Here is a 22,447-nt window from a genome sequence, read left to right on the forward strand (position 1 = left end):
TATGAAAAAAGCGCTTATCACTGTTGTTCTTTTATCAACGCTTAATGTTTCTGGGTGTATGCAGCATTCGAGTTTAGAAAAAGACCAACGTCCTCAAAATTGGGGAACTCTTATTTCTAATAGCTATAATTTTTATCAAATTAGTTCAGATGTTTTTCGTAGCGAACAGCCAAGTATTGATTTGATCCCAAGCCTTGAAGCTCATCAAATTAATACGATTATCAATTTGAGAGCTAGAAATGAAGATGCCATAGTTTTAAAAGATCAGCCTTTTAATCTGGTACACATTCCAATCAATACTTGGGCAATGAATCGTAAAGACTTGTTAGAAGCAATGCGTGTTATTCAAACTGCTAAACAACAAAATCAGAAAATCCTAGTGCATTGCTATCATGGCTCAGATCGAACTGGTGCCACAATTGCGATGTATCGAATTATTTTTGAGCATTGGGCAATTGAAGATGCGGTTAAAGAAATGAAAGAAGGGGGATATGGCTATCATATCATTTGGAAAAATATTGACCATCTTTTCACCCCTGAAAATGTAGAATGGATTCAACAACAACTTTCAAATCCAGCATCTATTTAGATTGCGAGATGAGTTTTAGATTAAATCCAATTTTTAGAGAGATAGAGCTTAGACGTGTAAGATTTGTTTCTTTAATTTTTGGGTTTTATGCACTTTTTATTGGGCTTTTAAAAAACCTAATTTTATAAGCTGAATGGTAACCTAACAAATACGAACTAAGCTGAAGAATTGGCAAAAACAGAGTTGCTAAGTAATATTTTAAAAACTTCAGAATCACCACCATCGCTATCCGTGACCAATAAAAATACCTCACCATCAGATGTCGACTCTAACCATGTAATTCCTTCTACTTTAATAGCAAGAGTTTGTCCTTTCGAATCCTGAATCAGATGTGTAAATAAAATTTTTCCCTCAGGCGATAACACCAAAATAAAACTGCCTAGCACCGCGCCATCATCATAAGTATTTAATGTTTGCTCAACCGCAGCAGTGGCAACAATTAGATTTTTCTCCACAAAAAAATAAGCATCAGAAATACCACTTGCTGCCCCTTCAAGCTCTGGTAATGTCAGATTGAATGATTTTTTGAGCGCACATTCTAATGATTTTCCATTTTGAATCTTTATTAAATCAAAGACTAAAACACCATGAAAACGATTGATATTGCCACGTTGAAAAATGTATAAATTGTTTTGATCTGAACAAACTGCTTCTATATTGAGATCAGCGCCACCAGTCAACGCCAAACAATGTTCTAAGAAATCATAATCCGAGGTATCAAATAAAACATGAACCTGATGATCAGCTGGATTATACAATAATGCTTTTTTTCGATTTTCTGTAGAACCTGAACCCATCACTAGTAACTGAGGTTGTCCGTCAAAGCGAATACAGCTAAGCGCTTCAAAGTCTGGTTTAGTTTTTTTACTAAATACCGTTAGTGTCGTATGTTTAGGCTGTTCAAATAATGGAATTTTTTCAAAATTAGTCGCACGATTGATGTTATTTTTTTGATTAGTTTTGAGTAAGTAACCCACATCATCTCCAACCAAGTAGAGATCATTTCCCACACAAGCCGCACCAGAAAGCGCACTAACACTCGAATCCTCTGAAAATATAAAGTGTTCTAATATCTTAAAGCCGCTACTCATATTGTACTCACTGCCCGCAGAAATAGAACACTTGTAACGAGGTCAAAACCAGACGCTTGCCGGCTTTGATCTCATCGCTTATCTTTTGTTATCGCTGATCAAGTGGAACCCAATCAATCACCCACGCTGATTTCATATTTAAACTTTCATCAGAGGTAATTTTTTTACGTGCGGCATCTGCAACATCTCGGTCCTTCGATGGTCCAACCATGATACGAATTCCTTTTGAAGTCGGGCTTGTTGTAACCTTATAACCTTTGGCACGCAATTTAGATACAACTGCATCTGCATTGGCTTGGTTGGCAGCCAATGCCACTTGTACCATCCACTTTTTATCTCCATTTTCCATGAGATCACGAGCCTTTTCAGCTTCGGCTTTTTTCTCAGCTTCAGCTTTACGCTTTTTCTCGTCAGCCGATTTTTTCTCAGCTTCAGCTTTACGCTTCTCTTCAGCTGCTTTTTTCTCAGCTTCGGCTTTACGTTTATCTTCGGCAACTTTCTTGTCTGCATCAACTTTACGCTTTTCTTCTAACGCTTTTTTATCAGCGTCAGCTTTACGCTTATCTTCCTCAGCCTTTTTTTCAGCTTCTGCCTTACGCTTCTCTTCTGCCAACTTTTTTTCGGCTTCAGCCTTGCGCTTGTCTTCCGCTAACTTTTTATCAGTATCACTTTTCTGCTGATCTGCTTTTTGCTGTTCTAATTTTTTCTTTTCATCTAATTTATTTTTTTCTTCAGTCGCTCGTTGTGTCTTAGCTTTATCATCTTCGCCAAGCTCTGGCGGAATGTTATCAGAGCTTTCCTGTTCGGCTGTACGGCGTGCATTAATTGCAGCGTATTCTTCGGCTGCTTTACGCGCAGCAGCAGCTTCAGCTTCTTGTTGCATTTTTAGAAAATCAGCTGCACGTGCCTCTTGTTCAGCAACGGCTTTCTCACGAGAACGGCGTTGTTCTTCAAGCAATCTTTTTTCTGTCTCAACATCTACCGCTAATGGTTGTAATGAAACCATTTCACCTTCTTGGGTCGATTGAGCTGTTTGAGTTTTAGGTTCTGTTTTAGGAATTGGGTGTGTAATTGCCGTTTGCGTTTTGTCATGCCCTATTTCGTCATTACCTTTAAGGAGTAATGCTGCCAATAAAACACCTCCACCCAATAGAACAACGCCTCCCATCCAGCGTTGTTTGTTATTCATTGACATTGTTCTAAATACTCCCAAACCGCTTCTAAGGTATGAAACGATCCACAGACTAAAATCAGCTGATTGTTATTACTTTGCTTCAGCACATCTTCAAAGGCTTGCTGGATATTACCGTACTCATATACCTGTTGACCTTGTAATGCATCGTGTAGTTGATGCAATGGCGCTGCTCTAGGTACATTTAAACTAGCAATAAACCAATCTTTTACTGTTGTTTTTAGTAAATCGGTGACAGACGAGATATCTTTATCTGCCAACATTGAAAATACTGCGACAACATCTGTGTACTGTTTATTGTATTTTAAGAATTTTCGCAATTGATTCAATAAAAATTCGACGCCATGTGGATTATGTCCAGCATCAAAAATCACTGTTTTGTCTTGAATTTGCCGTATTTCAAAACGACCTTGCAAACGTGCTTGCTGAATACCTGTTGCAATCGCTGCCTGAGAGACCTCAATACCACTCACCAGTACCGCTGCAACAGCAGCCGAAATATTATCTAATGCAAGCTGACCGATTGGCAGTTTTAGCGTTGTGCCAGAGGATGCAAATGACCAAGTTTGACCATCGTCATTAAGTTGATAAAAATAATCTCGATTTAGCGCATATAGATCTGCTTGAGTTTCAGCTACTTTATCTTGAATCGCTTGGGGTAATTGTTGTTGACCCGCAAATACCACTGGAATATTCGGACGAATAATCCCTGCTTTCTCAAAGGCGATTTTTTCTATCGTGTCACCTAACCAATCGACATGATCTAAACCAATATTGGTAATCACGGCAATATCAGGATCAATCACATTCACGACATCCAGACGACCGCCTAAGCCAACCTCAAGTACCCAGACATCACATTGTTTTAGTTTAAAAATAAGAAAAGCAGCCAAAGTGGTTGCTTCAAAAAAGGACAATGATAAACCACATTCTCGGCGGACTTGGTCAACCAACACAAAGGCATCAACTAAGCTTTGATCATCAACTTCAATCCCAGCAAGTTTTACCCGCTCATTAAAACGATAAATATGCGGTGATTGATACAAACCAACTTTATAACCTTGTGCATTTAAAATTGCAGCGAGTGTCGTTGTTGTTGAGCCTTTACCATTCGTTCCTGCCACAGTAAAAACTTTTGCTTGAGGTTGCATAACTCCCAATTTTTCAGCAACGGGAATTACGCGCTCTAAACCTAAATCAATGCCTGTAACATGAACATGGCCCCAATAATCGAGCCATGTTGTTAATGTATCTGTAGAATGTGGTGCGTCCAGTTTCAAGGTAAATTCATCAGTTTAGCTACGAGTCTATATACAGTATCACGTAATGCATGACGATGAACAATTTGATCGACCACACCATGATCAAGCAAATATTCTGCACGTTGGAATGGTTCTTCTAACTTCTCGCGAACTGTTTGTTCAATGACGCGTTTACCTGCAAAACCAATCATCGCTTTCGGTTCAGCCAGATGAACATCACCTAACATCGCTAATGAAGCTGTTACACCTCCATAGACGGGATGAGTCAATACAACGAGATATGGAACACGAGCTTCTTTCATTTTTTGAATCGCAGCCGAAGTACGTGCCATTTGCATTAAAGACAACATGCCTTCTTGCATACGAGCACCGCCTGAAGCAGCAAAACAAATTAACGGTTGATGTAGTTGAATTGCTCGTTCTGCCGCTTGGATAAAACGATCACCAACAACGGTCCCCATTGAACCACCCATAAAATCGAACTCAAATGCACAAGCCACCAAGTCCAAACCTTTTAATGAACCTTGCATTACAACTAATGCTTCTGTTTCACCAGTTTTATCTTGTGCTTCACGCATACGCTCTGGATAAGGTCTGCTATCCACAAACTTCAATGGATCTTTCGCACTAAATTCTTGACCTAACTCTGCATTGACTTGATCAAAGAACCAATTCAAACGATCACGTGCGCGCATACGCAAATGCTCATCGCATTGTGGGCATACGTAGGCATTAAATGACATTGCCGTACGTGTTACTAAGGCATGACATTCAGGACATTCAATGGTTGGTTCCGTAAATGTTGCTTTGAATGTCTGTTGTTCATTCGCAACTTGAATACCAGGCACTTGACGCTCTGTCCAAGGCGTTGATGGGCTCAGAACCTTCCCTGCTGTTAACTCTTGACTCATACTAACTCATCGAGCGCGGCTCGAAGCTCCTTCACTTTATTCACCGTCTGTTGCACAGCTTCGTCTGCTGGCAATGTCGCAAAAGATTTAACGAAAGCACTTCCTACGATTACGGCATCAGCAACTTGACCCATTGCTTTTGCAGAAGCTGCATCACTAATCCCAAAACCAACTCCAACAGGAACGTTAGTCATGCTCTTAATTTTCGCAATACGAGCTGCTGCTTCAGAGGTATCTAGTGTTGCTGCACCTGTCACACCTTTTAACGACACATAGTAAACAAAGCCACTGGCTTGATTTACAACATGCTGAATACGTTTATCAGTTGATGTTGGTGCGAGTAAGAAAATTTGATCCATCTCATTTTGTTTTAAGACATCGCCAAATTGCTTTGATTCTTCAGGCGGTAAGTCCACCAAAAGTACACCATCAACACCACAATCTTTCGCATAAGCCACAAACTTTTCATAACCAATCACTTCAACAGGATTTAAATACCCCATTAAAACAACGGGTGTCGTTTGATCTTTTTCGCGAAATTCTTTCACCATATTCAAAGCATCGAGTGTGCTCGATCCACCTGCTAAAGCACGTTCAGCAGCTAAGGCAATTACTGGACCATCCGCCATTGGGTCCGAGAATGGCAAGCCCAACTCAACCACATCAACGCCTGCTTCAACCATTTGATGAAGCAGTGGAACTGTGACTTGTGGATGCGGATCTCCTGCCATAACATAAGAAACAAGCGCTTTACGGTGCTGAGATTTAAGCTGTTCAAAACGAGTGGCAAGACGTGACATAGGATTATGCTTTCCTTGATTTATATAAATTGAGGAGTTGTTTGTAGTCATACAAGAACACTGCATTGTAACGCTATTTTTTGTTCATTGAACAGAGTTTGACGTGATTGCAACAGTGAATGTTGCTACTTACAACTGCCCTGCTACATTTATCTATATTTTCAGCTTTTTCTCAATGATCAAAGCTTCCTAATTTTAGCTTCATCGAGGCTGATTTTAGAAATGAGCTCAGCTCCTTTATACTACCCGCAATTTTTAAGTTTTCTTTTTATTTTTATGTCTGCCCACACTCAGGAAAAAGTACAAAGCAATGCCCTTGCTTTGCTACCACTATTGGTATTTTTGATCATCTTTCTCGGGAGTGGTCTCTATCATTCAATGATCGGGACAGAATTTGCATTCTATCAAGTCAAAGCACCTATTGCCGCGATTCCAGCTGTTATTCTGGCATTACTACTTTATAAACAGAAACTCAATACGGCAATTGAGGAATTCCTACAAGGTGCTAGTCATCCAAATTTAATTTTAATGTTTATGGTATTTATGTTGGCAGGTGCTTTTGCCAGTGTCTCCAGTGCCATAGGCAGCGTCGATGCGACAGTACAGTTGGGACTTTCACTGATTTCGCCTGAATTTGTGTTACCCATGTTATTCATTATTGCGGCATTCATTGCAACAGCAATGGGAACGTCTATGGGCACCATCGCAGCTTGTGCACCAATTGCATTCGGTTTTTCCCAAGCAACAGAGATAGCACCTCTCTATGCCATAGGTGCAGTGGTGGGAGGCGCTATGTTTGGTGATAATTTATCTATGATTTCAGATACAACGATCGCTGCCACACGTAGCCAAAATGTTGAACTTCGAGATAAGTTTAGGGTGAATGTGTGGATTGCCTTTCCTGCTGCAATCATTACATTGATGCTTTATGTAATGATGAGTCACCAAACAGAATCAATTCCATCAAAACCTTATGATTTATTGCTTATTTTGCCTTATTTAGCTGTTTTTTTTCTTGCCTTTACACGCTTGCATGTACTTGCTGTATTAATGATTGGTGTTATTTTGTCAGGTGTGATTGGTCTCATTGAAAAACCTGAATTTGATTTATTAAAACTCAATAACTCAATTTATGATGGCTTTGTTGGCATGTTTGAGGTGGCATTACTTTCCATGTTGCTAGGTGGTTTGTCTACCCTGATGCAAAAAGAAGGCGGTTTGCAATGGCTTATTCAACGTATTTATACGATTACACGTCTATTCAAATTTGGCAAACAGCGTACAGGTGAATTAGGCATGAGTTTTCTAGTCATATTCTCAAATTTATTTGTTGCCAATAATACCGTTGCGATTATTTTATCAGGAGATATGGCACGTGAAGTAGCGAAAGAATATGGTGTTGATCCTAAGCGAAGTGCAGCTTTACTTGATATTTTTTCTTGCGTAATCCAAGGGATTATTCCCTACGGTGCTCAATTACTGCTTGCTTGTTCAATTGCCAAACTTTCGCCAGTTGAACTAATTGGCAATATCTACTATTGCTGGATTCTTGCAGTGTGCGCAATCCTTGCAATTGTTTTTAATTATCCACGTTTAAAAACACGCTAAAAACAATCCATAAATCTCTTTAGCTTGCTTTAAAGTTAAAGAGATTTCAAAAACTGCTTGGGTGTAATTCCTGTCCAACGTTTAAACGCCCGCCCAAACGCACTTTGATCAGCATAATTTAAACGTTCCGCAATTTCTGACAATGATTTGCCCTGTTGCAAATACAGTTTACTTTGTTCCAAACGATACTGATCTAAAATATCCTGAAAATTAAGCTGATAGGTTTTGAGTTGGCGTTGTAATGTTCGTTCAGAGCAATGCAAACGCTTAGCAACATAACTGAGCAGTAGCTCTTCTTGTTGTAAAAGTCCTTGTTCAATATGCGTTTGTATTTTTTGACGGAACTGTTGTTGCTGAATCTCAAAAGAAGCAATGCTATTCAGTGATTGCTGAGCTTGAGTCGAGAGTACATGGTTTAATTGTTGGTCTGCAGCGATGCTTTTTGCTTTTAAAATTTGATTTGAAAAGCGAATTGCATATTGTCCAGCTTGAATTTGGATCGGACAACCATAAAATTTTTCAAAATGATATAAAGCTGTATGTGGTGCGTAACCAAATTGAATCATCTGTGGTGGAATGAGGGCATCTTGTACAATAGACTGAGAAATTTTAAAGATCAGCGCCAGATTTAGCTCATACATTTCCCGATAATCACTATAGGATGCTCCCCAAACAATTTGAATATGATCAGAAAACTGCTGAACATTCAGTTGTTCTAAATTGGTCTGTTTAAAGACTAAAGAATAATAACGTTGTAAAAGCTGTAACGCCTGTTGCAGATCTAAACTGGTTGAAGCCAAATATCCCATTAAACCCAAATCTTGCAAATTGGCATGTTCAGCCAATACTAATGTAATCGGTCGAGGGAAATAAGCTTGTGCCGATTGCAAAAGCAACACATAACGTTCGACATCAAAATCATGCTCATCTGGATTTTCCAAGCAAGTATGAAAAGCTTGCCAAAGCTCAGGCGCAACAACTTTAGACAAATCAATTTGTTCTTGTTGTAAAACACGATTAAATAATCGCAGGTATCCAATAATAATTTTAACTGACATATGCCGATCTCATCCTGATCTGTCGTTATTTGTATAAAACTTGGCTGTAACTGTCAAAACATTTCATCGGACTTTTTCCATACTGAGTTCATGAAGAAAAGACAAGGAATAGCAAAAAATGAATGCACATGTTTCCTATCAAGTTGAGCCAGTTGTTAGAACAAAACTAGATTTTCATTTAGATCAAGCACCACGTTTTTGGTTTGGCGGTGATCCATTTCGTACTCGTATGTTTGATGCATTAAGCCTAACCTTCCCTGATGGCGAACGCTATTTTATTGAATGTGTGCGTTTATTCCGTGACAAAATTAATGATCCTGACTTGCAAGAACGTGTGGCTGATTTTATCCGTCAGGAAGCACAGCATGGTATTGCACATGACAAAATGAATCAGATCATGAAAGAGCAAGGCATGCCTGTAGATCAATTCACTGCACGGTTGAAAAAGATTTTTAGATTTGAATTAAAAAACCGTTCAGCTCAATACAACATTGCCATGACCGCAGCTGCAGAGCATTTAACTGCGTTAATGGCAGATACTTTTTATAGTAAAAAAGAGACTTTAGCGGAGGCAGATCCATTTGTTCGTGCGCTATTCGCTTGGCATGCGATTGAAGAAATGGAACATCGTGATGTTGCTTTTGATGTGATGAAGCAAGTCGGTGATGTACCTGAAGCAACTCGACGTTTTGCGCTGCTCTTCACCACCGTCATGATGTTTGGTTTTACTTTGTATCGTACGGATGTAATGCTAAAAACTGATGGTTTTAATTTAAGACAACGCTTTGATATGGCACGTAAAGGTTTACCGTGGTTCTTCGGTCGTAACGGTATTTTGACTGCAAAAAGATCTCAATATAGTGACTGGTTTAAAAAGGATTTCCATCCAAATCAACATCCTGTTATTCGCCAATATGATGTTTGGGTTGATACTTTAGCGAAGACCAATGATCCAATTGCTGCGGGTGAAGCATTCTGGCAAGCAGGGCTTTAATTCACGTATCAAAAGAATCCCCTTTGAATTTAGGGGATTCTTTCTGTCATTATCACCACTTCGCATAGTGCTGTTCTAATAATCCATATTCGTTGTTCAACATCACCAGTTCAACATTTTCATGTTCAATCGTACCGCTTACTTTCGCTTGCCACTGATTAAACTTGCTGCCAATCAGGCGTAGGTTAATATTCTCAAAACGACACCAACCCGTTTCAACTAGCAAATTTAATCGCTCATCTAAAGAACGAATTGACCAACAATTTTCATTTTGTTGCTCAAATAAAATATCAGTGAGTGGATATAAACGACCATCGACCCACAACGCATTTTCATTACCAAAACTTTCATTGACACCTGATGCGAGATTCAAGCCAATGCGGCGATCATTTGCATCACAGAACTGACAAGACAACCAAAACCAAGCCGTCTCAGGTCGTAAAAAACCACAAGTATCATCGAGTGCAGCAAGACTATACGCATTGAACTCGATCTGCTGTTGATCTGGGCTAATGAAAAAGCCTTCTACTGCCAAAGTGGTTTGTTTTTGCGTATATGTCCAACCATTAATCCCTGTTGGGCTACATAAACTGAGTGCATCCGTACCTGCACAAAAAATACGCGCTTTCAGTTGTACTTCGCCATGTTTGGTCACTTGGATATAACGCACACCATTGGCGTGTTGCATATCAAATTGATAAGCAGATTTTTTAAAATAGCTTTGACTAAATAAAGGTTGTTCATCCAGATGTGTTTTCAACGCTAATGGCTGAATCGCATTCCATTCGATTACTTTTTTAGAAACATGATCATAAACATAGAAAAAGCCATGCCCTGCCCATGATAGATCGACAATCGCAATACCAATGCTGTAATGCTCATGTTGTAAACCACAGAATTTAAATTTTTTATATTTCAGCTGCTTGCGCCAGCCTTTTAGTACTTGGCCATAAGGCGTTTTATAAATATAGTCATCCAAATTGATCTGTGAAGGTATCTGATCAAAACGCCCATAACGAGGCTGGCCATTTTTCTGTATCAATTTCACAAGATTTCCCCAACTCAATTATAACGTAAATGCCGTTCTGACCTGATTTTTACCATTGTGTTTCGCATCGTACAACGCCTTATCTGCTTGCTCAAACAAGCCTGTATAATCAAAACCACTAAAAGCTGTACTACTTACCCCAAAACACGCCTTGATATAAAGCATTTCATTTTCTTTCACTTCAACTGCGGTTTGCTCTAATGCTTTACGACATACCTCTGCCAACAACACTGCATTTTCAATAGAAGTAAATGGTAATAAAATGACAAATTCCTCACCACCATAACGTCCAATCACATCACTGGCTCGTAAATTTTTTCGCAGTATATTTGCAACATGTTTTAAAACCAAATCTCCTTGATGGTGTCCATAGTGATCATTAATATTTTTAAAATTATCAATATCCACCATAATCAAGGATGTTTCTCGATGGGTAATTTGTGCCTGCTGCATCTGTAAATCAATAATCTCATTGACCCCACGGCGATTCAACAGCCCTGTTAACTCATCAGTACAACTGAGTTTTTCTATTTTTGAATTATAGCGCCGCCAACGCTCCACACTAATATCAAACAAGGTGATGGTGAATGCTGCATATAAGGTGGTATAAAACATGGAGTAAATAATCTGGGTATTTTGAACATCCTTATGCAACAAGGTATAAGGTTTATAGGCCAGCGCATAATCCAGATACCCAGTCACCGTCAGCACAGATAAAAGGTAATATACGGCAACATAGACAATCAGGCCAAAATACACCACAAATCGGGGATATAATAATAGTGCAGTCAGTATAATCCCCATGAAGATCACCCCATTAAGGAGATTTAACAGTCCAATACCTATAGGTAAACCCAACAATGAACATGGATAATAAACAGACAAAAACAACACATAATAAATATGTGCTTCTGGTTTATTTTTAATAAAAAAGCCAAATAAAATTAAGAAAGTATTTAGAACAAATATACCAGGATATAACCACTGAAGTTTAAGTAACAACCCTGTATTTGCCAAAGGATGATACATATATTTTATTTGCATAAAATAGATGATAAGGCCGGTAAAACTGGCATACCACAATATGGCCTGAGATTTTTTAACCAAATCCCAGTCCAGCATTGCAAGAAAAATTTTATTAATATGTTTGAGTAGAGGGTATTTCATCCTCCGCAGTCCTGTATGATTATTATCGTGTTATACGTCCATGTACAACCAGTCACAACATAAATATCGATGTTGTCTAGGGACACTATTTATACAATACTATCATACAAATATTCGATATTATAAGTCGACCATCGGAATACCATCAATTTTCGCAACCGTCATTAAATCTTTATCGCCACGACCTGAAACTGTTGCAATAATGATTTGGTCTTTCGACATCGTTGGGGCAAGTTTAGTGACATAAGCCATCGCATGTGAACTTTCAAGCGCAGGAATGATGCCTTCAATCTGAGTTAAATCACGGAAGCCTTGTAAGGCTTCATCATCTTTAATTGGCACATATTCCACACGATGCATATCTTTTAAGAAACTATGCTCTGGACCAACACCTGGATAATCCAAACCTGCTGAAATACTATGTGTTTCAATAATCTGACCTTGCTCATCCGACATGAGGTAAGTACGGTTACCATGTAATACACCCACATGGCCTGCATTCAATGGCGCTGAGTGTTTGCCTGTTTCAATGCCGAAACCTGCCGCTTCAACACCGTACATTTTCACATCCTGATCATTCAGGAATGGATAGAACAAGCCCATTGCATTTGAACCTCCGCCCACACAAGCAACCAAGGCATCAGGTAAACGCCCTGCTTGTGCTTGGATCTGTTGACGTGCTTCACGACCAATGATTGATTGGAAATCACGTACAAGCTGTGGATATGGGTGCGGACCAGCAACCGTACCAATGACATAATAAGTCGTATCAACATTGGTGACCCAATCGCGCATCGCTTCATTCAATGCATCTTTTAAAGTTTTGGATCCGCTTTGCACGGGTACAACTTTTGCGCCAAGCAAACGCATGCGATAGACATTCATCGCCTGACGTTTTACATCTTCAGCCCCCATGTACACCACGCACTCCATACCCAAGCGAGCAGCGATGGTTGCGGTCGCAACACCATGTTGACCTGCACCTGTTTCAGCAATGATACGTTTTTTACCCGACAGTTTTGCCAATAACGCTTGACCGATGGTGTTGTTGACCTTGTGTGAACCTGTATGGTTCAAGTCTTCACGTTTCAGGTAAATTTGCGCACCGCCGAGGTGCTGAGACCATCGCTCAGCATGATAAAGTGGACTTGGACGACCAACATAAAACGCAAGATCACGGTCAAACTCTGCTAAAAACTGAGCATCATTTTTCATACGACCATAAAGACTTTCTAAGTCTTCAAGTGCAGCCATAAGCGTTTCTGACACAAAACGCCCACCATGAATACCAAAATGCCCCTGAGCATCTGGAAACTGGGTGTAGTCAATCGCCTGATTTTGTTGACTAAGGTTTTGCTGATCCACGTTGGACTCCTTGCATAAATTTTTCAATGAGTTGTTGGTCTTTTATACCTTTAGCGGACTCTACGCCTCCGCTGACATCCACAGCAAAAGCTGCTGTAGTATGAATAGCGTCACTCACATTTTCAGGGGTTAAGCCCCCTGCCAAGATTAGTGGAATATCAAGTTTTGGAAATTGATTCCAATCGAAACAGTGACCTGTTCCACCTTTTAAATCAGGATGCCACGCATCAAGTAGAACCGCACTGGCTCCCACAGCTTGATAGCGTTGAATTTCGGTCAAAATGTCTAAATCGGGTTTAACCTGAATGGCTTTGTACCAACGGCGTTTGCAATGCAACGCAATTTGTCGACATTGTTCAGGTGTTTCATCACCATGTAGTTGTAATACATCCAACGGAACTGAATCAAGCACTGTTTGGATTTCTTCTGCGCTTGCATTTACAAATAAACCGACCAACTGAACATAAGCGGGTACTGAGCTTGCCAAAATTTGTGCTTGCTCAATACTGACATGACGTGGGCTTGGGGGAAAGAATACCAATCCAATCGCATCTGCTCCTACTTGCACAACAGCATCAATATCTTGAGTCCGCGTGATTCCACAAATCTTGGCGCGAGTTCGGAGTTGGGTTTGACGCATTTGATGTCCAATTTGAGATGACTATTTACTACTCTCACATTGTAAAGCAATTTGACATACTTTGGTCAAAGTTCATTTCCAAATGCAATTGTTTAAAAAACGTGAACACTCTATACTTCGCATCATCTCGCAACAAGTCTAAAGCACATTCTTTTGCTTATAGGGAAGTTGGTGTAAGTCCAACACTGCCCTCGCAACGGTAACACCGAATTATTAATCTTAGCTAAACGCCAAATCACTGCATCTGAATGATGTGGGAAGATGATTAATAGCATCGTCATTGTGATGATATAGTGAAGTCCGGAGACCTGCTTGTTGTTTATTTCCACTTTAACATTCACGACGGGTGAATGTATGGAGCGACATCATGTCTACTATTTTTCAACCGACACGTTTAGTTGGTGCTATCGCTATTGCGATGGGGTTTTCTTCAACTACTTTTGCTCAAGATCAATCAAGCGCGAAAACTGCGACGCTAGATACGATTGTTGTGACGGCATCTCGTTCTGAAGAAAAGTTAAAGAATGTTCCTGCACGTCTGACTGTGATTGATCAAAAAACGATTGAAAAGAATCCTGCTCTCAACTTATCAGATTTAATTCAGCGTGATCCTTCTGTTTTTGTCAAACAAAGTGGCGGAATAGGTCAGATCACGGAAATCTCAATTCGTGGAACTCGACCAAATCACACTCTCATATTAAAAGATGGCGCTCGTCTAAATAGCCAAAACCACCTTGCTGCAATTTATCCATCATTTCTTGATTCATCTGATCTTGAACAGATAGAAATTCTTAAAGGTCCAGCATCTGTACAATATGGAACAGATGCAATTGGTGGAGTGGCTCAAATGATAACCTCAACTCCAACAAAAAATAGCGGTTTTATTACAGGTATCTATGGGGAAAACAATACCTATAAAGCTATTGCAGGAGCTGACCTCATTCAAGATGGTTTTTATGCACAAATTAGAGGACAGCGCTTAGAAAGTGATGGAACACGAGTACTAGATAATCAAAGCAAAGATCAAAAAGCCGCTTATGATCAGAAAGGTTATAGTGCGAAAGTAGGTTACGACAATAAAAAGAATATTAAAACTGACCTGTCAATCAGTCAAAATGAAGGGCTGAGTCAATTCTACAATTACATGACTATCAAAAATAATGCAGAGCGTATATTTGAGAACCGCCTGATTAATTCAAGCATTGAATATGGTTTTGCTGAAAATCTTACATTATCTGCACGTTATTCAAACTTTATTGATAACCAACAAGTAAAAGATAGTGATCCAAACCACTTTGATACAGAAAACAATGAAGGTGATCTAAACTTAAACTGGAATATAGACTCTAAGAATAATTTACTCGCAGGTGTAACTTATCTAAAATCAGATTTTAAAAGTAATGATGTAAAAGATAAAAAACAAAGTATCGATTCTACCGGTTATTATGTTCAACATCAGTATAAGACAGATAAGCTAAATACTCAGGTTGGTGTTCGTACTGAAGATAATGAACTATTCGGTACACATACAATCGGTCAAGGAGCTGTTCGTTATCAAGTATTACCCGAAACAAGTATTTATGCCAATATCGGATCAGCTTTTAAAGCCCCATCCCTAACAGAACTCTATTATTTTTCAGAAAAGTCCTATGGAAATACCTATGGTAATCCTGATCTAAAACCAGAAGAAAGTATTTCCTATGAAATTGGTGTAGATCAAAGAATTGGGCAAAACCTAAATGCCTTTTTATCTGCTTACCATACTGAAATAAAAAATTTAATCAGCTATAAATACTCAAGCCCGAACTCAACGTATATCAACATAGATAAAGCTGAAATCAATGGTGGTGAGCTAGGTCTTAAATGGAAAAAAGATGACCTATTCCTAAACACAGAATACGCTTATGTTGATTCAAAAGATAAAAAGACTGATCTGAGAGTTGCATATAAGCCTAAACAGACCCTCACTTTAACGACTGGACTTGAAAATTCAATTTATGGAATAAGCGCCTCAATTATCGCACGCTCAGATATTTATGCAGATAATGCCAATAAAGTTAAAGCTCCTGGTTATGCAACCGTTGATTTAAACATGTACTGGAATATCAACCCTAATATTAAAGTTTTCAGTAATATTGAGAATATGGGTGATGTTGAGTACAGAACTGCTGATAATTTTGGTGATGGTTGGTATGTAAACGGTGGTCGCCAAGCTTCTGTGGGTGTCACTCTTCGTTATTAATCGTGCAATCTAGACAATAAAAATATTTTCTTAACTCCAATTTCGGGGTAATGTTCTGACCGACATTATCCCCTTTTTATTTGTAGGACAGCTCCATGGGACATCGTTTAAGTAAAATCTATACACGTACAGGTGATTCAGGTACAACAGGACTTGGGGATGGCTCGCGTGTCGCTAAAGATGACTTACGAATTAATGCGCTAGGTGATGTAGATGAACTCAATGCCACGATTGGCGTATTAAGAGCACAAATCAGTATATCTCAAATTGAAAATAAAGCTGATTGGGATAAAAGTTTAAGCTTGATCCAACATTGGTTATTTGATTTAGGTGGTGAAGTTTGTATTCCAAACTATCATTTACTCCAACCAATTTGTATCGAGTTTCTCGAAAAAGAAATTGATCACATGAATGAATCTCTACCGATGCTCAAAGAGTTTATCTTGCCTTCGGGTAGCCTAGCATGTAGTTATGCACATCAAGCGCGTGCTGTATGCCGCCGCGCAGAACGCACTTTGATGTCAGTACACAATCGTGATCAAAATATTCAAGCTACTGCATTACAACTCTTGAACCGTTTATCCGACTGGTTATTTGTTGCCTCACGTGCTTTGCAACGTGCAGAAGGCGGTAGTGAAGTGCTTTGGCAAAAAAACATTAATGATAGTATTGATCAAGCATAATTATTTTAAGGTAAATCAAAATGCGAATCATTGGTCATCGTGGCGCACGTGGTGAAGCTCCTGAAAATACGTTAGGAGGCTTCCGTTACTTACATGATTTAAGTGTACGTGCAGTTGAGTTTGATGTGCGTCAACTCAAAGATGACCAATTGGTGGTGATTCATGATGATGATTTTGTTCGTACCACGGGTAAATCACAGCATGTTGAAAGCTGTAATTTGTCTGAAGCTCAGCAATTTGATCATCGCCATCAATGGCAGGCGTGGGGATTTGAAGAATACACACCTAGCCTGCCCCATGTAATGGATTGTTTAACTGATTTTGAACATATTGAAGTTGAAATTAAAGCAGTTGCAGATGAAGTAGCGGCTGAGCGTTTAATTCTACAATTACACCAAGATTTAGTCGGCTTTGAACAAACTGCCACAATTACGAGTTTTGATGTAAAAATTTTAGCGGCATTACAACAACATCAAAGTCATTTTAAACGTGGTCTGTTGGTTGAAATTCCAATTGGGGAATACGCAATCGAGCTTGCTCAACAATATGAGTGCCACCAAATTGGTTGGAAAGATCAACTGGCAACTGATCAAATCATTCAGTTTACACAGCAAGCCGAACTTGCTGTGAGTGTCTGGACAGTTAATGACGTTGAACGTGCCAAACATCTACAACAATTGGGCATTCAAGGGTTAATCACTGATTTCCCGAGCACCATGTTGCAACATCTAACTTTATAAAAGTATGGAGTTTATTCCGACAACTAATTTTATTTTTTAGATTGCGCCTGAATTAAACGCTGCCCTTTCGCATCTAATAAATACAAATTCGTCCCTTCAATTTGGAAACGTTCAATCCGCTGCATCGCATCCATCAGATCTGCTTCTTGTGCTAATGCTTTATCACAACTTAAGTGCTGCGCTCTCACATCAAAACTTATTTTCCTTTGGCTAAGATCATATTGATAACTTCCATAAATGTTATTGCAGCCCGTATGACCTGAAATGGTTTTAGTCACTGAATTCAGCATAAAACTTGGGTATTGATTGAAGAATAAAGCATGTTTATTTTGAATCATGGTTATTTGCCAATTCACCTCTTGAATGCCATCGTTGCTTTTACGAACTTGCATAGGAGGCAATTCACTTACACGTTTTGGATGTAAGCTATTTTTAGTGATCTGTGTCGGTTGACTTTGGCATGCAGTAAGTAGCAAAGCACAAGATAATATTAAAGTTTTGTGAAAAAACTTATTCAAAGAATAAATTGTATTTTTCACGCTTATTTGTTCTGACATTGATTTATTTCGCCTTTTAATTTATTGATTAATTCAACAAACGAATTCTGTTACTGTTCTTTCAGTACAACTGTAGAATAATGCTAGTGTTATCTAATCTGAGCATGCTAATATCGAACATAAAATAGCAATATATCGTCATGATTGGTTTTGCTATCTCGTTTGGTTTTTATATCTTGTGTAAACAAGGTTTTTAGGAGCGCTGACGGATATGACTTCCGCCCCACTCAAGAAAGCACCCATTAATTGGATTGCAATTTTCGCACTGGTATTCTTACCAGTTGTTGCGCTCATTTCGATTCCAATTTATACCTATTATCATGACTTTAGTATGGGCGCATGGATTAGCATGTTTGTCTTACTAGGTGTAAGCAGTTTAGGTATCACTGCTGGCTATCATCGCTTATGGGCACACCGTGCTTATGAAGCAACTCTACCTTTAAAAATCATTCTTATGATTATGGGTACTTTTGCAGTTCAAAATAGTATCTTATTTTGGGCTTCAGGTCATCGTACACATCACCGTCATGTTGACGATGTAGACCAAGATCCATACTCGATTAATAATGGATTCTGGTATGCACATATGGGTTGGATGTTACGTAACTACCCTGCTGCCGAACCAAATTATAAAAATGCACCTGATTTGTTAAATGACAAATTAGTCATGTTCCAAGATAAATATTATGTTCCTTTAGTGATTGCTGTGCATGCAGGTATTTTGTTGCCTGTCGGTTGGTTAGTTGGTGATATCTGGGGTGTGTTACTTTTGGGTGGTTTAGTTCGTTTATTCCTTAGCCATCATGTCACCTTCTTCATTAACTCTTTATGTCATATGTGGGGTAAACGCCCTTATACTGACGAAAATACCGCACGTGATAATTTTATCCTAGCGATTCTCACTTGGGGTGAGGGCTATCATAACTATCACCATATTTTCCAATACGATTACCGTAATGGTGTTAAATGGTGGCAATATGACCCTACAAAATGGCTAATTTGGACAAGTTCCAAGTTAGGCTTAGCGAAAAACTTACGTCGTATTCCAAGCTTTAATATCCAAAAAGCCGAGCTTGCGATGAAGTTTAAATATGCTGAACAAGACCTCGCAATTTATGGTCACGATGTGAACACTGATATTGCTCAGATGAAACAACGTATTGCTCAAGAATATGAAGCTTTTACATTAACTCTAAACGATTGGGCCAAGTTGAAAGAGCAAGAGCTACAAGCAAAAAAAGCGGCAATGGCTGAAAAAATCCATCAAATGGATCATAAGCTTAAAGTCGATTTTCAACTGCTTGAACATCGCCTTGCACACCATCGTGAATGTTTAGAAACATTAGTGCGTAATATCAAAAAGGCTCCAGTTTCAGAATAAAAAATACTCAATAAAATGGTCTCTTTAGAGGCCATTTTTTATGCCTATTTAAAGACTCAGTTCATAATCACAATTCACTATTTTAGACTTATCTTTGTTATAGTCATCATTCAGCTTCTTGCCATGATATTGACCTATGCATTTCAATCCTCGCTATTCATCTCTCAATTCAAAGCTTTATCACCAGCAACAGCCTAGCCCTTTACGTGGTGCAAAAGCTGGTCATTTCAATGAGGCTTTGGCAGATGAGTTGCAATGGAGTGATGAAGACAAAGCCAACTGGGTTGAGATTTGTAGCGGGCAAAAAACCTTTGCCGAATTTCCCCCTTTGGCCATGGTCTATGCAGGACATCAGTTTGGTCAATGGGCAGGTCAATTAGGGGATGGGCGTGGTTTATTGATTGCACAAATTCTAAATCAACATGGACAAACCATTGATCTACATCTGAAAGGTGCAGGTTCAACGCCCTACTCTCGTATGGGGGACGGTCGTGCCGTGCTTCGTTCAGTTATTCGAGAATACTTAGCTGGACATGCACTCAATGCTCTTGGCGTAGCATCTAGCCATGCCGTTGGTTTCACCACATCTACACAAGGTGTACAACGTGAAACTCTTGAACTTGGTGCAATGTTGTTACGCACCTCAGACTGTCATATCCGTTTCGGTCATTTTGAGTGGATCAACCAATATGCACCTGAACTTTTAACTGAATTTACGCAAAAGTGTATCGAATGGCATTATCCAGAATGCCTAGAAGCTGAGAACCCTGTTCTGGGTTTCGCTAAAGCTGTCATTGAACGTACAGCAATCATGATCGCCAAATGGCAATTGGTCGGTTTCGCGCATGGTGTAATGAATACCGATAATTTAAATATTACAGGCTCAACCTTAGATTTTGGTCCTTATGGATTTATGGAACGCTTTCGACCAAACTGGATTAATAACCACTCCGATTACCAAGGTCGTTATACCTATCAAAACCAACCAAGTATTGGACATTGGAATTTGTGGACATGGTTGAACAATCTTATTCCTTTAGCTAAGCCTGAGCATAAAGAACAATTCAAACAAGATTTAGCGACTTGCTTAGAACAATTTGAACCAATCTTTTTACATCATTATGGTCTAGGACTCTGTGAGAAGATGGGACTCCCCCATTTTCATAAAGACAGTTTAGATTGTAGTTTTGCATTCTTGCGAATTTTGCAAACGGAACAACTCGACTATACGCAAAGTTTTATTCGCCTACAGAACAAGGAATATAAAACACTCCGTGATGATTGCTTAGATCTACGTCAGTTTGATGCTTTTCTCCATCAATATCAGGAAATTCGCAAAACTCAAGATACAGACGAGTTAGATCGAGTTATGCAAAGCGCTAATCCTCATTATATTTTACGCAACCACATGGCACAAAAAGCGATTGAACTAGCCGAAGGTGGTGATTTCAGTGAAGTTGATCGTTTATTTAAGCTACTCAATCAGCCTTATCAAAAACAGCCAGAGTTGGAAACTGAACAAGATACTGCACCTTTACCAAGTGATGTGCCTGAGGTGATGGTAAGTTGTTCATCTTAATTCTAAACAGTTTGAGTTCCCTTGCGCCGCTATCGCGGTTCAGGTGAGTTTTTCATTTAAGAGTCAAAAAATAGTGTCACAACAACAAAGCTACAGTGAATATTTTTATTTCACTGTGGCTTTGTTGCATAAATATTTTGCAAGATACTGATTTTTAAGGGTTTTTTAAAATTTTAATAAAAATAAATATAATAAAATCATAGTGTTGGCTATTTGTGCAACAAAGCCGATCGAGATTCATTAAAACTGGATGAACATATCACTGATGTACTGGAACAGTTACGATCTTATCAAAATACCTTACAGCAGCTCTTTTTAATCCTCAATATTCACTCGGTGTCAGTGCAACAGGACATATTGAAAATCCACATCACCGCCCCGTTAGCGCAGCCAATATTAGAAAATTGTTTACACTGGGGTTAAGTTTAGATGTGGATTATTATTTGCTTAGCCTCTACCATTGATATTGCGCAAACAATTGAGCACCCATCCTCTTGGCCTGATTGGTATTTAGATCATCTGCAATATACTTCAAGCCAAAATTCTGATGCTGTACTGATAAGCCTAAAGCATGGGTCTGAGGTTCAAAATGGATTCCCCATTGTACACCTCTATCCCAATAAGCGTTTAATTGCCAAAGACTACTATATTGATTGCTGATTGAACTCATACCTAAACGCCAATTCTGATCTGACTGATAATTTAGATCAGTATAAATTTTAAAAGGCAGCTTCTGCGTATATTGGTGATACTTATTAAATTGTCCCTGAATATCAAATCGGGGACGCTGATCCTGATCATAAGCAATCTGATATTGAGTGTAGGGTGCATCCTGCCAATATAAATAGGCTAAAGCATCTTGAATATTGATATTTACTTTCCAGTGATTCGCAATTGTCCCTTGTAATGAAGTATCAAATGCAAAACCATAACCCTGATTTGCACGCTCATTCCAGCCCATTTTGTCTTCTTTTAATGCAGGCTGGTCATAACTATAGTCAATTTGACCATTGAGCCACTTCACACGCTCCATCAATTGTTGTTGATTTGTGCTTTGAGCCAAAGCATTTACTTGTCCATCTACATAATGGCGCCCAATTAATGCAGTTGCACCCGTTGTTAAACTCCAGTTCGGACTCAATTGCCATGTATAGGCAAAACGTGACCCAACCGTATCAACGTGCTGTGCCTCAAGTTGCAAATTATATTGGGTATTGGCATCAATCAGTTTATCATTTTTAACTTGATAATATAATTTCGCAGTGTCTGGACTAAATCGCAGTACATAATCGTAACGCCAAATCCAGCTAAAATCCCATTGTCCCTGTTTAACACCTAACTGCATTAGGCCATGGGCAAATGCATTTTTTCCCGATTTAAAGTTTGGATCATCCCAATCATCTGTAAATGCGTGAATCGACAAAGGTTGGCTATATACATCTGCCTGTACTTGATAATAGATTTTTTCCTGGGCATTGGAATAGAAAGGCATTAGCATTCCCAATACAGCTAGACTTTTTTTGAGCATATAAAAAGGGGG

The 22,447-nt window shown here is 39.0% G+C and carries 20 protein-coding genes and 1 riboswitch; of the genes, 8 read left to right on the top strand and 12 right to left on the bottom strand.

Annotation, left to right across the window (positions count from 1 at the left end; all coding sequences use genetic code 11):
• Window position 1: 1 nt before the first annotated feature.
• The gene (locus tag ABLB98_RS10875) at window positions 2–589 is read left to right on the top strand and encodes a dual specificity protein phosphatase family protein (RefSeq protein ID WP_348883004.1); all 588 of its coding nucleotides are present in this window, start codon (window positions 2–4) and stop codon (window positions 587–589) included.
• 155 nt (window positions 590–744) lie between these two features.
• Here the strand turns inward: ABLB98_RS10875 and ABLB98_RS10880 are convergent, their stop codons facing one another.
• The 5 genes from ABLB98_RS10880 to trpA all read right to left on the bottom strand — a co-directional run bounded on the left by ABLB98_RS10880 (window position 745) and on the right by trpA (window position 5,845).
• Window positions 745–1,680 carry a hypothetical protein gene (locus ABLB98_RS10880; protein ID WP_348883005.1) on the bottom strand — a complete coding sequence of 312 codons (936 nt, stop codon included), beginning with the start codon at window positions 1,678–1,680 and terminating at the stop codon, window positions 745–747.
• A gap of 88 nt (window positions 1,681–1,768) precedes the next feature.
• Entirely contained in the window at window positions 1,769–2,875 is a 1,107-nt protein-coding gene (locus ABLB98_RS10885) for an SPOR domain-containing protein (protein ID WP_348883006.1), read from the bottom strand.
• Window positions 2,866–4,152 carry a bifunctional tetrahydrofolate synthase/dihydrofolate synthase gene (gene folC, locus ABLB98_RS10890; protein WP_348883007.1) on the bottom strand — a complete coding sequence of 429 codons (1,287 nt, stop codon included), beginning with the start codon at window positions 4,150–4,152 and terminating at the stop codon, window positions 2,866–2,868. The genes ABLB98_RS10885 and folC overlap by 10 nt, the downstream gene beginning before the upstream one ends.
• Window positions 4,149–5,045: an acetyl-CoA carboxylase, carboxyltransferase subunit beta gene (gene accD, locus ABLB98_RS10895; RefSeq protein ID WP_249570846.1), complete on the bottom strand. Its 897-nt coding sequence runs from the start codon at window positions 5,043–5,045 to the stop codon at window positions 4,149–4,151. Before accD ends, folC begins: the two co-directional genes overlap by 4 nt.
• Complete coding sequence (gene trpA, locus ABLB98_RS10900; RefSeq protein WP_087535689.1) at window positions 5,042–5,845, bottom strand: tryptophan synthase subunit alpha; 804 nt, start codon at window positions 5,843–5,845, stop codon at window positions 5,042–5,044. The genes accD and trpA overlap by 4 nt, the downstream gene beginning before the upstream one ends.
• 276 nt (window positions 5,846–6,121) lie before the next feature.
• On the opposite strand from trpA, the gene ABLB98_RS10905 reads away from it, so the two are divergent.
• The gene (locus ABLB98_RS10905) at window positions 6,122–7,453 is read left to right on the top strand and encodes a Na+/H+ antiporter NhaC family protein (protein WP_348883008.1); all 1,332 of its coding nucleotides are present in this window, start codon (window positions 6,122–6,124) and stop codon (window positions 7,451–7,453) included.
• A 35-nt stretch (window positions 7,454–7,488) separates the two neighbouring features.
• Here ABLB98_RS10905 and ABLB98_RS10910 read toward each other — a convergent pair whose 3' ends face one another.
• Window positions 7,489–8,511: a helix-turn-helix domain-containing protein gene (locus ABLB98_RS10910; RefSeq protein ID WP_348883009.1), complete on the bottom strand. Its 1,023-nt coding sequence runs from the start codon at window positions 8,509–8,511 to the stop codon at window positions 7,489–7,491.
• A gap of 118 nt (window positions 8,512–8,629) precedes the next feature.
• Here ABLB98_RS10910 and ABLB98_RS10915 point away from each other — a divergent pair, with 118 nt between their 5' ends.
• Window positions 8,630–9,505: a metal-dependent hydrolase gene (locus tag ABLB98_RS10915; RefSeq protein WP_005162153.1), complete on the top strand. Its 876-nt coding sequence runs from the start codon at window positions 8,630–8,632 to the stop codon at window positions 9,503–9,505.
• A 52-nt stretch (window positions 9,506–9,557) separates the two neighbouring features.
• Here the strand turns inward: ABLB98_RS10915 and ABLB98_RS10920 are convergent, their stop codons facing one another.
• From ABLB98_RS10920 to ABLB98_RS10935, 4 genes are all read right to left on the bottom strand, one after another.
• On the bottom strand, window positions 9,558–10,553 hold the full coding sequence (locus ABLB98_RS10920; protein WP_348883010.1) for a DUF2804 domain-containing protein: 996 nt from the start codon (window positions 10,551–10,553) through the stop codon (window positions 9,558–9,560).
• Window positions 10,554–10,571: 18 nt separating this feature from the next.
• On the bottom strand, window positions 10,572–11,660 hold the full coding sequence (locus tag ABLB98_RS10925) for a GGDEF domain-containing protein (protein WP_348883011.1): 1,089 nt from the start codon (window positions 11,658–11,660) through the stop codon (window positions 10,572–10,574).
• 180 nt (window positions 11,661–11,840) lie between these two features.
• Window positions 11,841–13,085 carry a tryptophan synthase subunit beta gene (gene trpB, locus ABLB98_RS10930; protein ID WP_005162160.1) on the bottom strand — a complete coding sequence of 415 codons (1,245 nt, stop codon included), beginning with the start codon at window positions 13,083–13,085 and terminating at the stop codon, window positions 11,841–11,843.
• Window positions 13,066–13,725 carry a phosphoribosylanthranilate isomerase gene (locus tag ABLB98_RS10935; RefSeq protein ID WP_348883012.1) on the bottom strand — a complete coding sequence of 220 codons (660 nt, stop codon included), beginning with the start codon at window positions 13,723–13,725 and terminating at the stop codon, window positions 13,066–13,068. Before ABLB98_RS10935 ends, trpB begins: the two co-directional genes overlap by 20 nt.
• Before the next feature lie 117 nt (window positions 13,726–13,842).
• Window positions 13,843–14,056, top strand: a riboswitch (cobalamin riboswitch).
• Between the two features lie 36 nt (window positions 14,057–14,092).
• On the opposite strand from ABLB98_RS10935, the gene ABLB98_RS10940 reads away from it, so the two are divergent.
• From ABLB98_RS10940 to ABLB98_RS10950, 3 genes are all read left to right on the top strand, one after another.
• Window positions 14,093–15,967 (top strand): TonB-dependent receptor, encoded by a 1,875-nt coding sequence (locus tag ABLB98_RS10940; protein ID WP_348883013.1) that lies wholly within the window; start codon window positions 14,093–14,095, stop codon window positions 15,965–15,967.
• A 95-nt stretch (window positions 15,968–16,062) separates the two neighbouring features.
• Window positions 16,063–16,650, top strand: coding sequence for a cob(I)yrinic acid a,c-diamide adenosyltransferase (locus ABLB98_RS10945; protein ID WP_087544581.1), 588 nt, complete (start codon window positions 16,063–16,065; stop codon window positions 16,648–16,650).
• A 20-nt stretch (window positions 16,651–16,670) separates the two neighbouring features.
• Entirely contained in the window at window positions 16,671–17,390 is a 720-nt protein-coding gene (locus ABLB98_RS10950) for a glycerophosphodiester phosphodiesterase (protein ID WP_348883014.1), read from the top strand.
• Between the two features lie 29 nt (window positions 17,391–17,419).
• On the opposite strand, the gene ABLB98_RS10955 is transcribed toward ABLB98_RS10950, so the two are convergent.
• Complete coding sequence (locus ABLB98_RS10955) at window positions 17,420–17,947, bottom strand: META domain-containing protein (RefSeq protein WP_348883015.1); 528 nt, start codon at window positions 17,945–17,947, stop codon at window positions 17,420–17,422.
• 211 nt (window positions 17,948–18,158) lie between these two features.
• Here ABLB98_RS10955 and ABLB98_RS10960 point away from each other — a divergent pair, with 211 nt between their 5' ends.
• Window positions 18,159–19,328: an acyl-CoA desaturase gene (locus ABLB98_RS10960; protein WP_005162177.1), complete on the top strand. Its 1,170-nt coding sequence runs from the start codon at window positions 18,159–18,161 to the stop codon at window positions 19,326–19,328.
• Between the two features lie 136 nt (window positions 19,329–19,464).
• Window positions 19,465–20,907 carry a protein adenylyltransferase SelO family protein gene (locus tag ABLB98_RS10965; protein WP_348883016.1) on the top strand — a complete coding sequence of 481 codons (1,443 nt, stop codon included), beginning with the start codon at window positions 19,465–19,467 and terminating at the stop codon, window positions 20,905–20,907.
• Window positions 20,908–21,361: 454 nt separating this feature from the next.
• Here the strand turns inward: ABLB98_RS10965 and ABLB98_RS10970 are convergent, their stop codons facing one another.
• A complete protein-coding gene (locus ABLB98_RS10970; protein ID WP_348883017.1) occupies window positions 21,362–22,435 on the bottom strand; it encodes a hypothetical protein in 1,074 nt (357 codons plus the stop codon).
• Window positions 22,436–22,447: the final 12 nt, after the last annotated feature.

Source organism: Acinetobacter yuyunsongii (assembly GCF_041021915.1).
GTDB lineage: Bacteria > Pseudomonadota > Gammaproteobacteria > Pseudomonadales > Moraxellaceae > Acinetobacter.

What these genes read in the sequence shown, in the direction of transcription:
- ABLB98_RS10950 (WP_348883014.1), top strand. Translation starts at nt 16,671, where the DNA reads ATGCGAATCATTGGTCATCGTGGCGCACGTGGTGAAGCTCCTGAAAAT.
- ABLB98_RS10940 (WP_348883013.1), top strand. Translation starts at nt 14,093, where the DNA reads ATGTCTACTATTTTTCAACCGACACGTTTAGTTGGTGCTATCGCTATT.
- ABLB98_RS10960 (WP_005162177.1), top strand. Translation starts at nt 18,159, where the DNA reads ATGACTTCCGCCCCACTCAAGAAAGCACCCATTAATTGGATTGCAATT.
- ABLB98_RS10970 (WP_348883017.1), bottom strand. Translation starts at nt 22,435, where the DNA reads ATGCTCAAAAAAAGTCTAGCTGTATTGGGAATGCTAATGCCTTTCTAT.
- ABLB98_RS10885 (WP_348883006.1), bottom strand. Translation starts at nt 2,875, where the DNA reads ATGTCAATGAATAACAAACAACGCTGGATGGGAGGCGTTGTTCTATTG.
- ABLB98_RS10965 (WP_348883016.1), top strand. Translation starts at nt 19,465, where the DNA reads ATGCATTTCAATCCTCGCTATTCATCTCTCAATTCAAAGCTTTATCAC.
- ABLB98_RS10905 (WP_348883008.1), top strand. Translation starts at nt 6,122, where the DNA reads ATGTCTGCCCACACTCAGGAAAAAGTACAAAGCAATGCCCTTGCTTTG.
- ABLB98_RS10915 (WP_005162153.1), top strand. Translation starts at nt 8,630, where the DNA reads ATGAATGCACATGTTTCCTATCAAGTTGAGCCAGTTGTTAGAACAAAA.
- ABLB98_RS10935 (WP_348883012.1), bottom strand. Translation starts at nt 13,725, where the DNA reads ATGCGTCAAACCCAACTCCGAACTCGCGCCAAGATTTGTGGAATCACG.
- accD (WP_249570846.1), bottom strand. Translation starts at nt 5,045, where the DNA reads ATGAGTCAAGAGTTAACAGCAGGGAAGGTTCTGAGCCCATCAACGCCT.
- ABLB98_RS10880 (WP_348883005.1), bottom strand. Translation starts at nt 1,680, where the DNA reads ATGAGTAGCGGCTTTAAGATATTAGAACACTTTATATTTTCAGAGGAT.
- trpA (WP_087535689.1), bottom strand. Translation starts at nt 5,845, where the DNA reads ATGTCACGTCTTGCCACTCGTTTTGAACAGCTTAAATCTCAGCACCGT.
- ABLB98_RS10945 (WP_087544581.1), top strand. Translation starts at nt 16,063, where the DNA reads ATGGGACATCGTTTAAGTAAAATCTATACACGTACAGGTGATTCAGGT.
- ABLB98_RS10955 (WP_348883015.1), bottom strand. Translation starts at nt 17,947, where the DNA reads ATGTCAGAACAAATAAGCGTGAAAAATACAATTTATTCTTTGAATAAG.
- ABLB98_RS10910 (WP_348883009.1), bottom strand. Translation starts at nt 8,511, where the DNA reads ATGTCAGTTAAAATTATTATTGGATACCTGCGATTATTTAATCGTGTT.
- ABLB98_RS10875 (WP_348883004.1), top strand. Translation starts at nt 2, where the DNA reads ATGAAAAAAGCGCTTATCACTGTTGTTCTTTTATCAACGCTTAATGTT.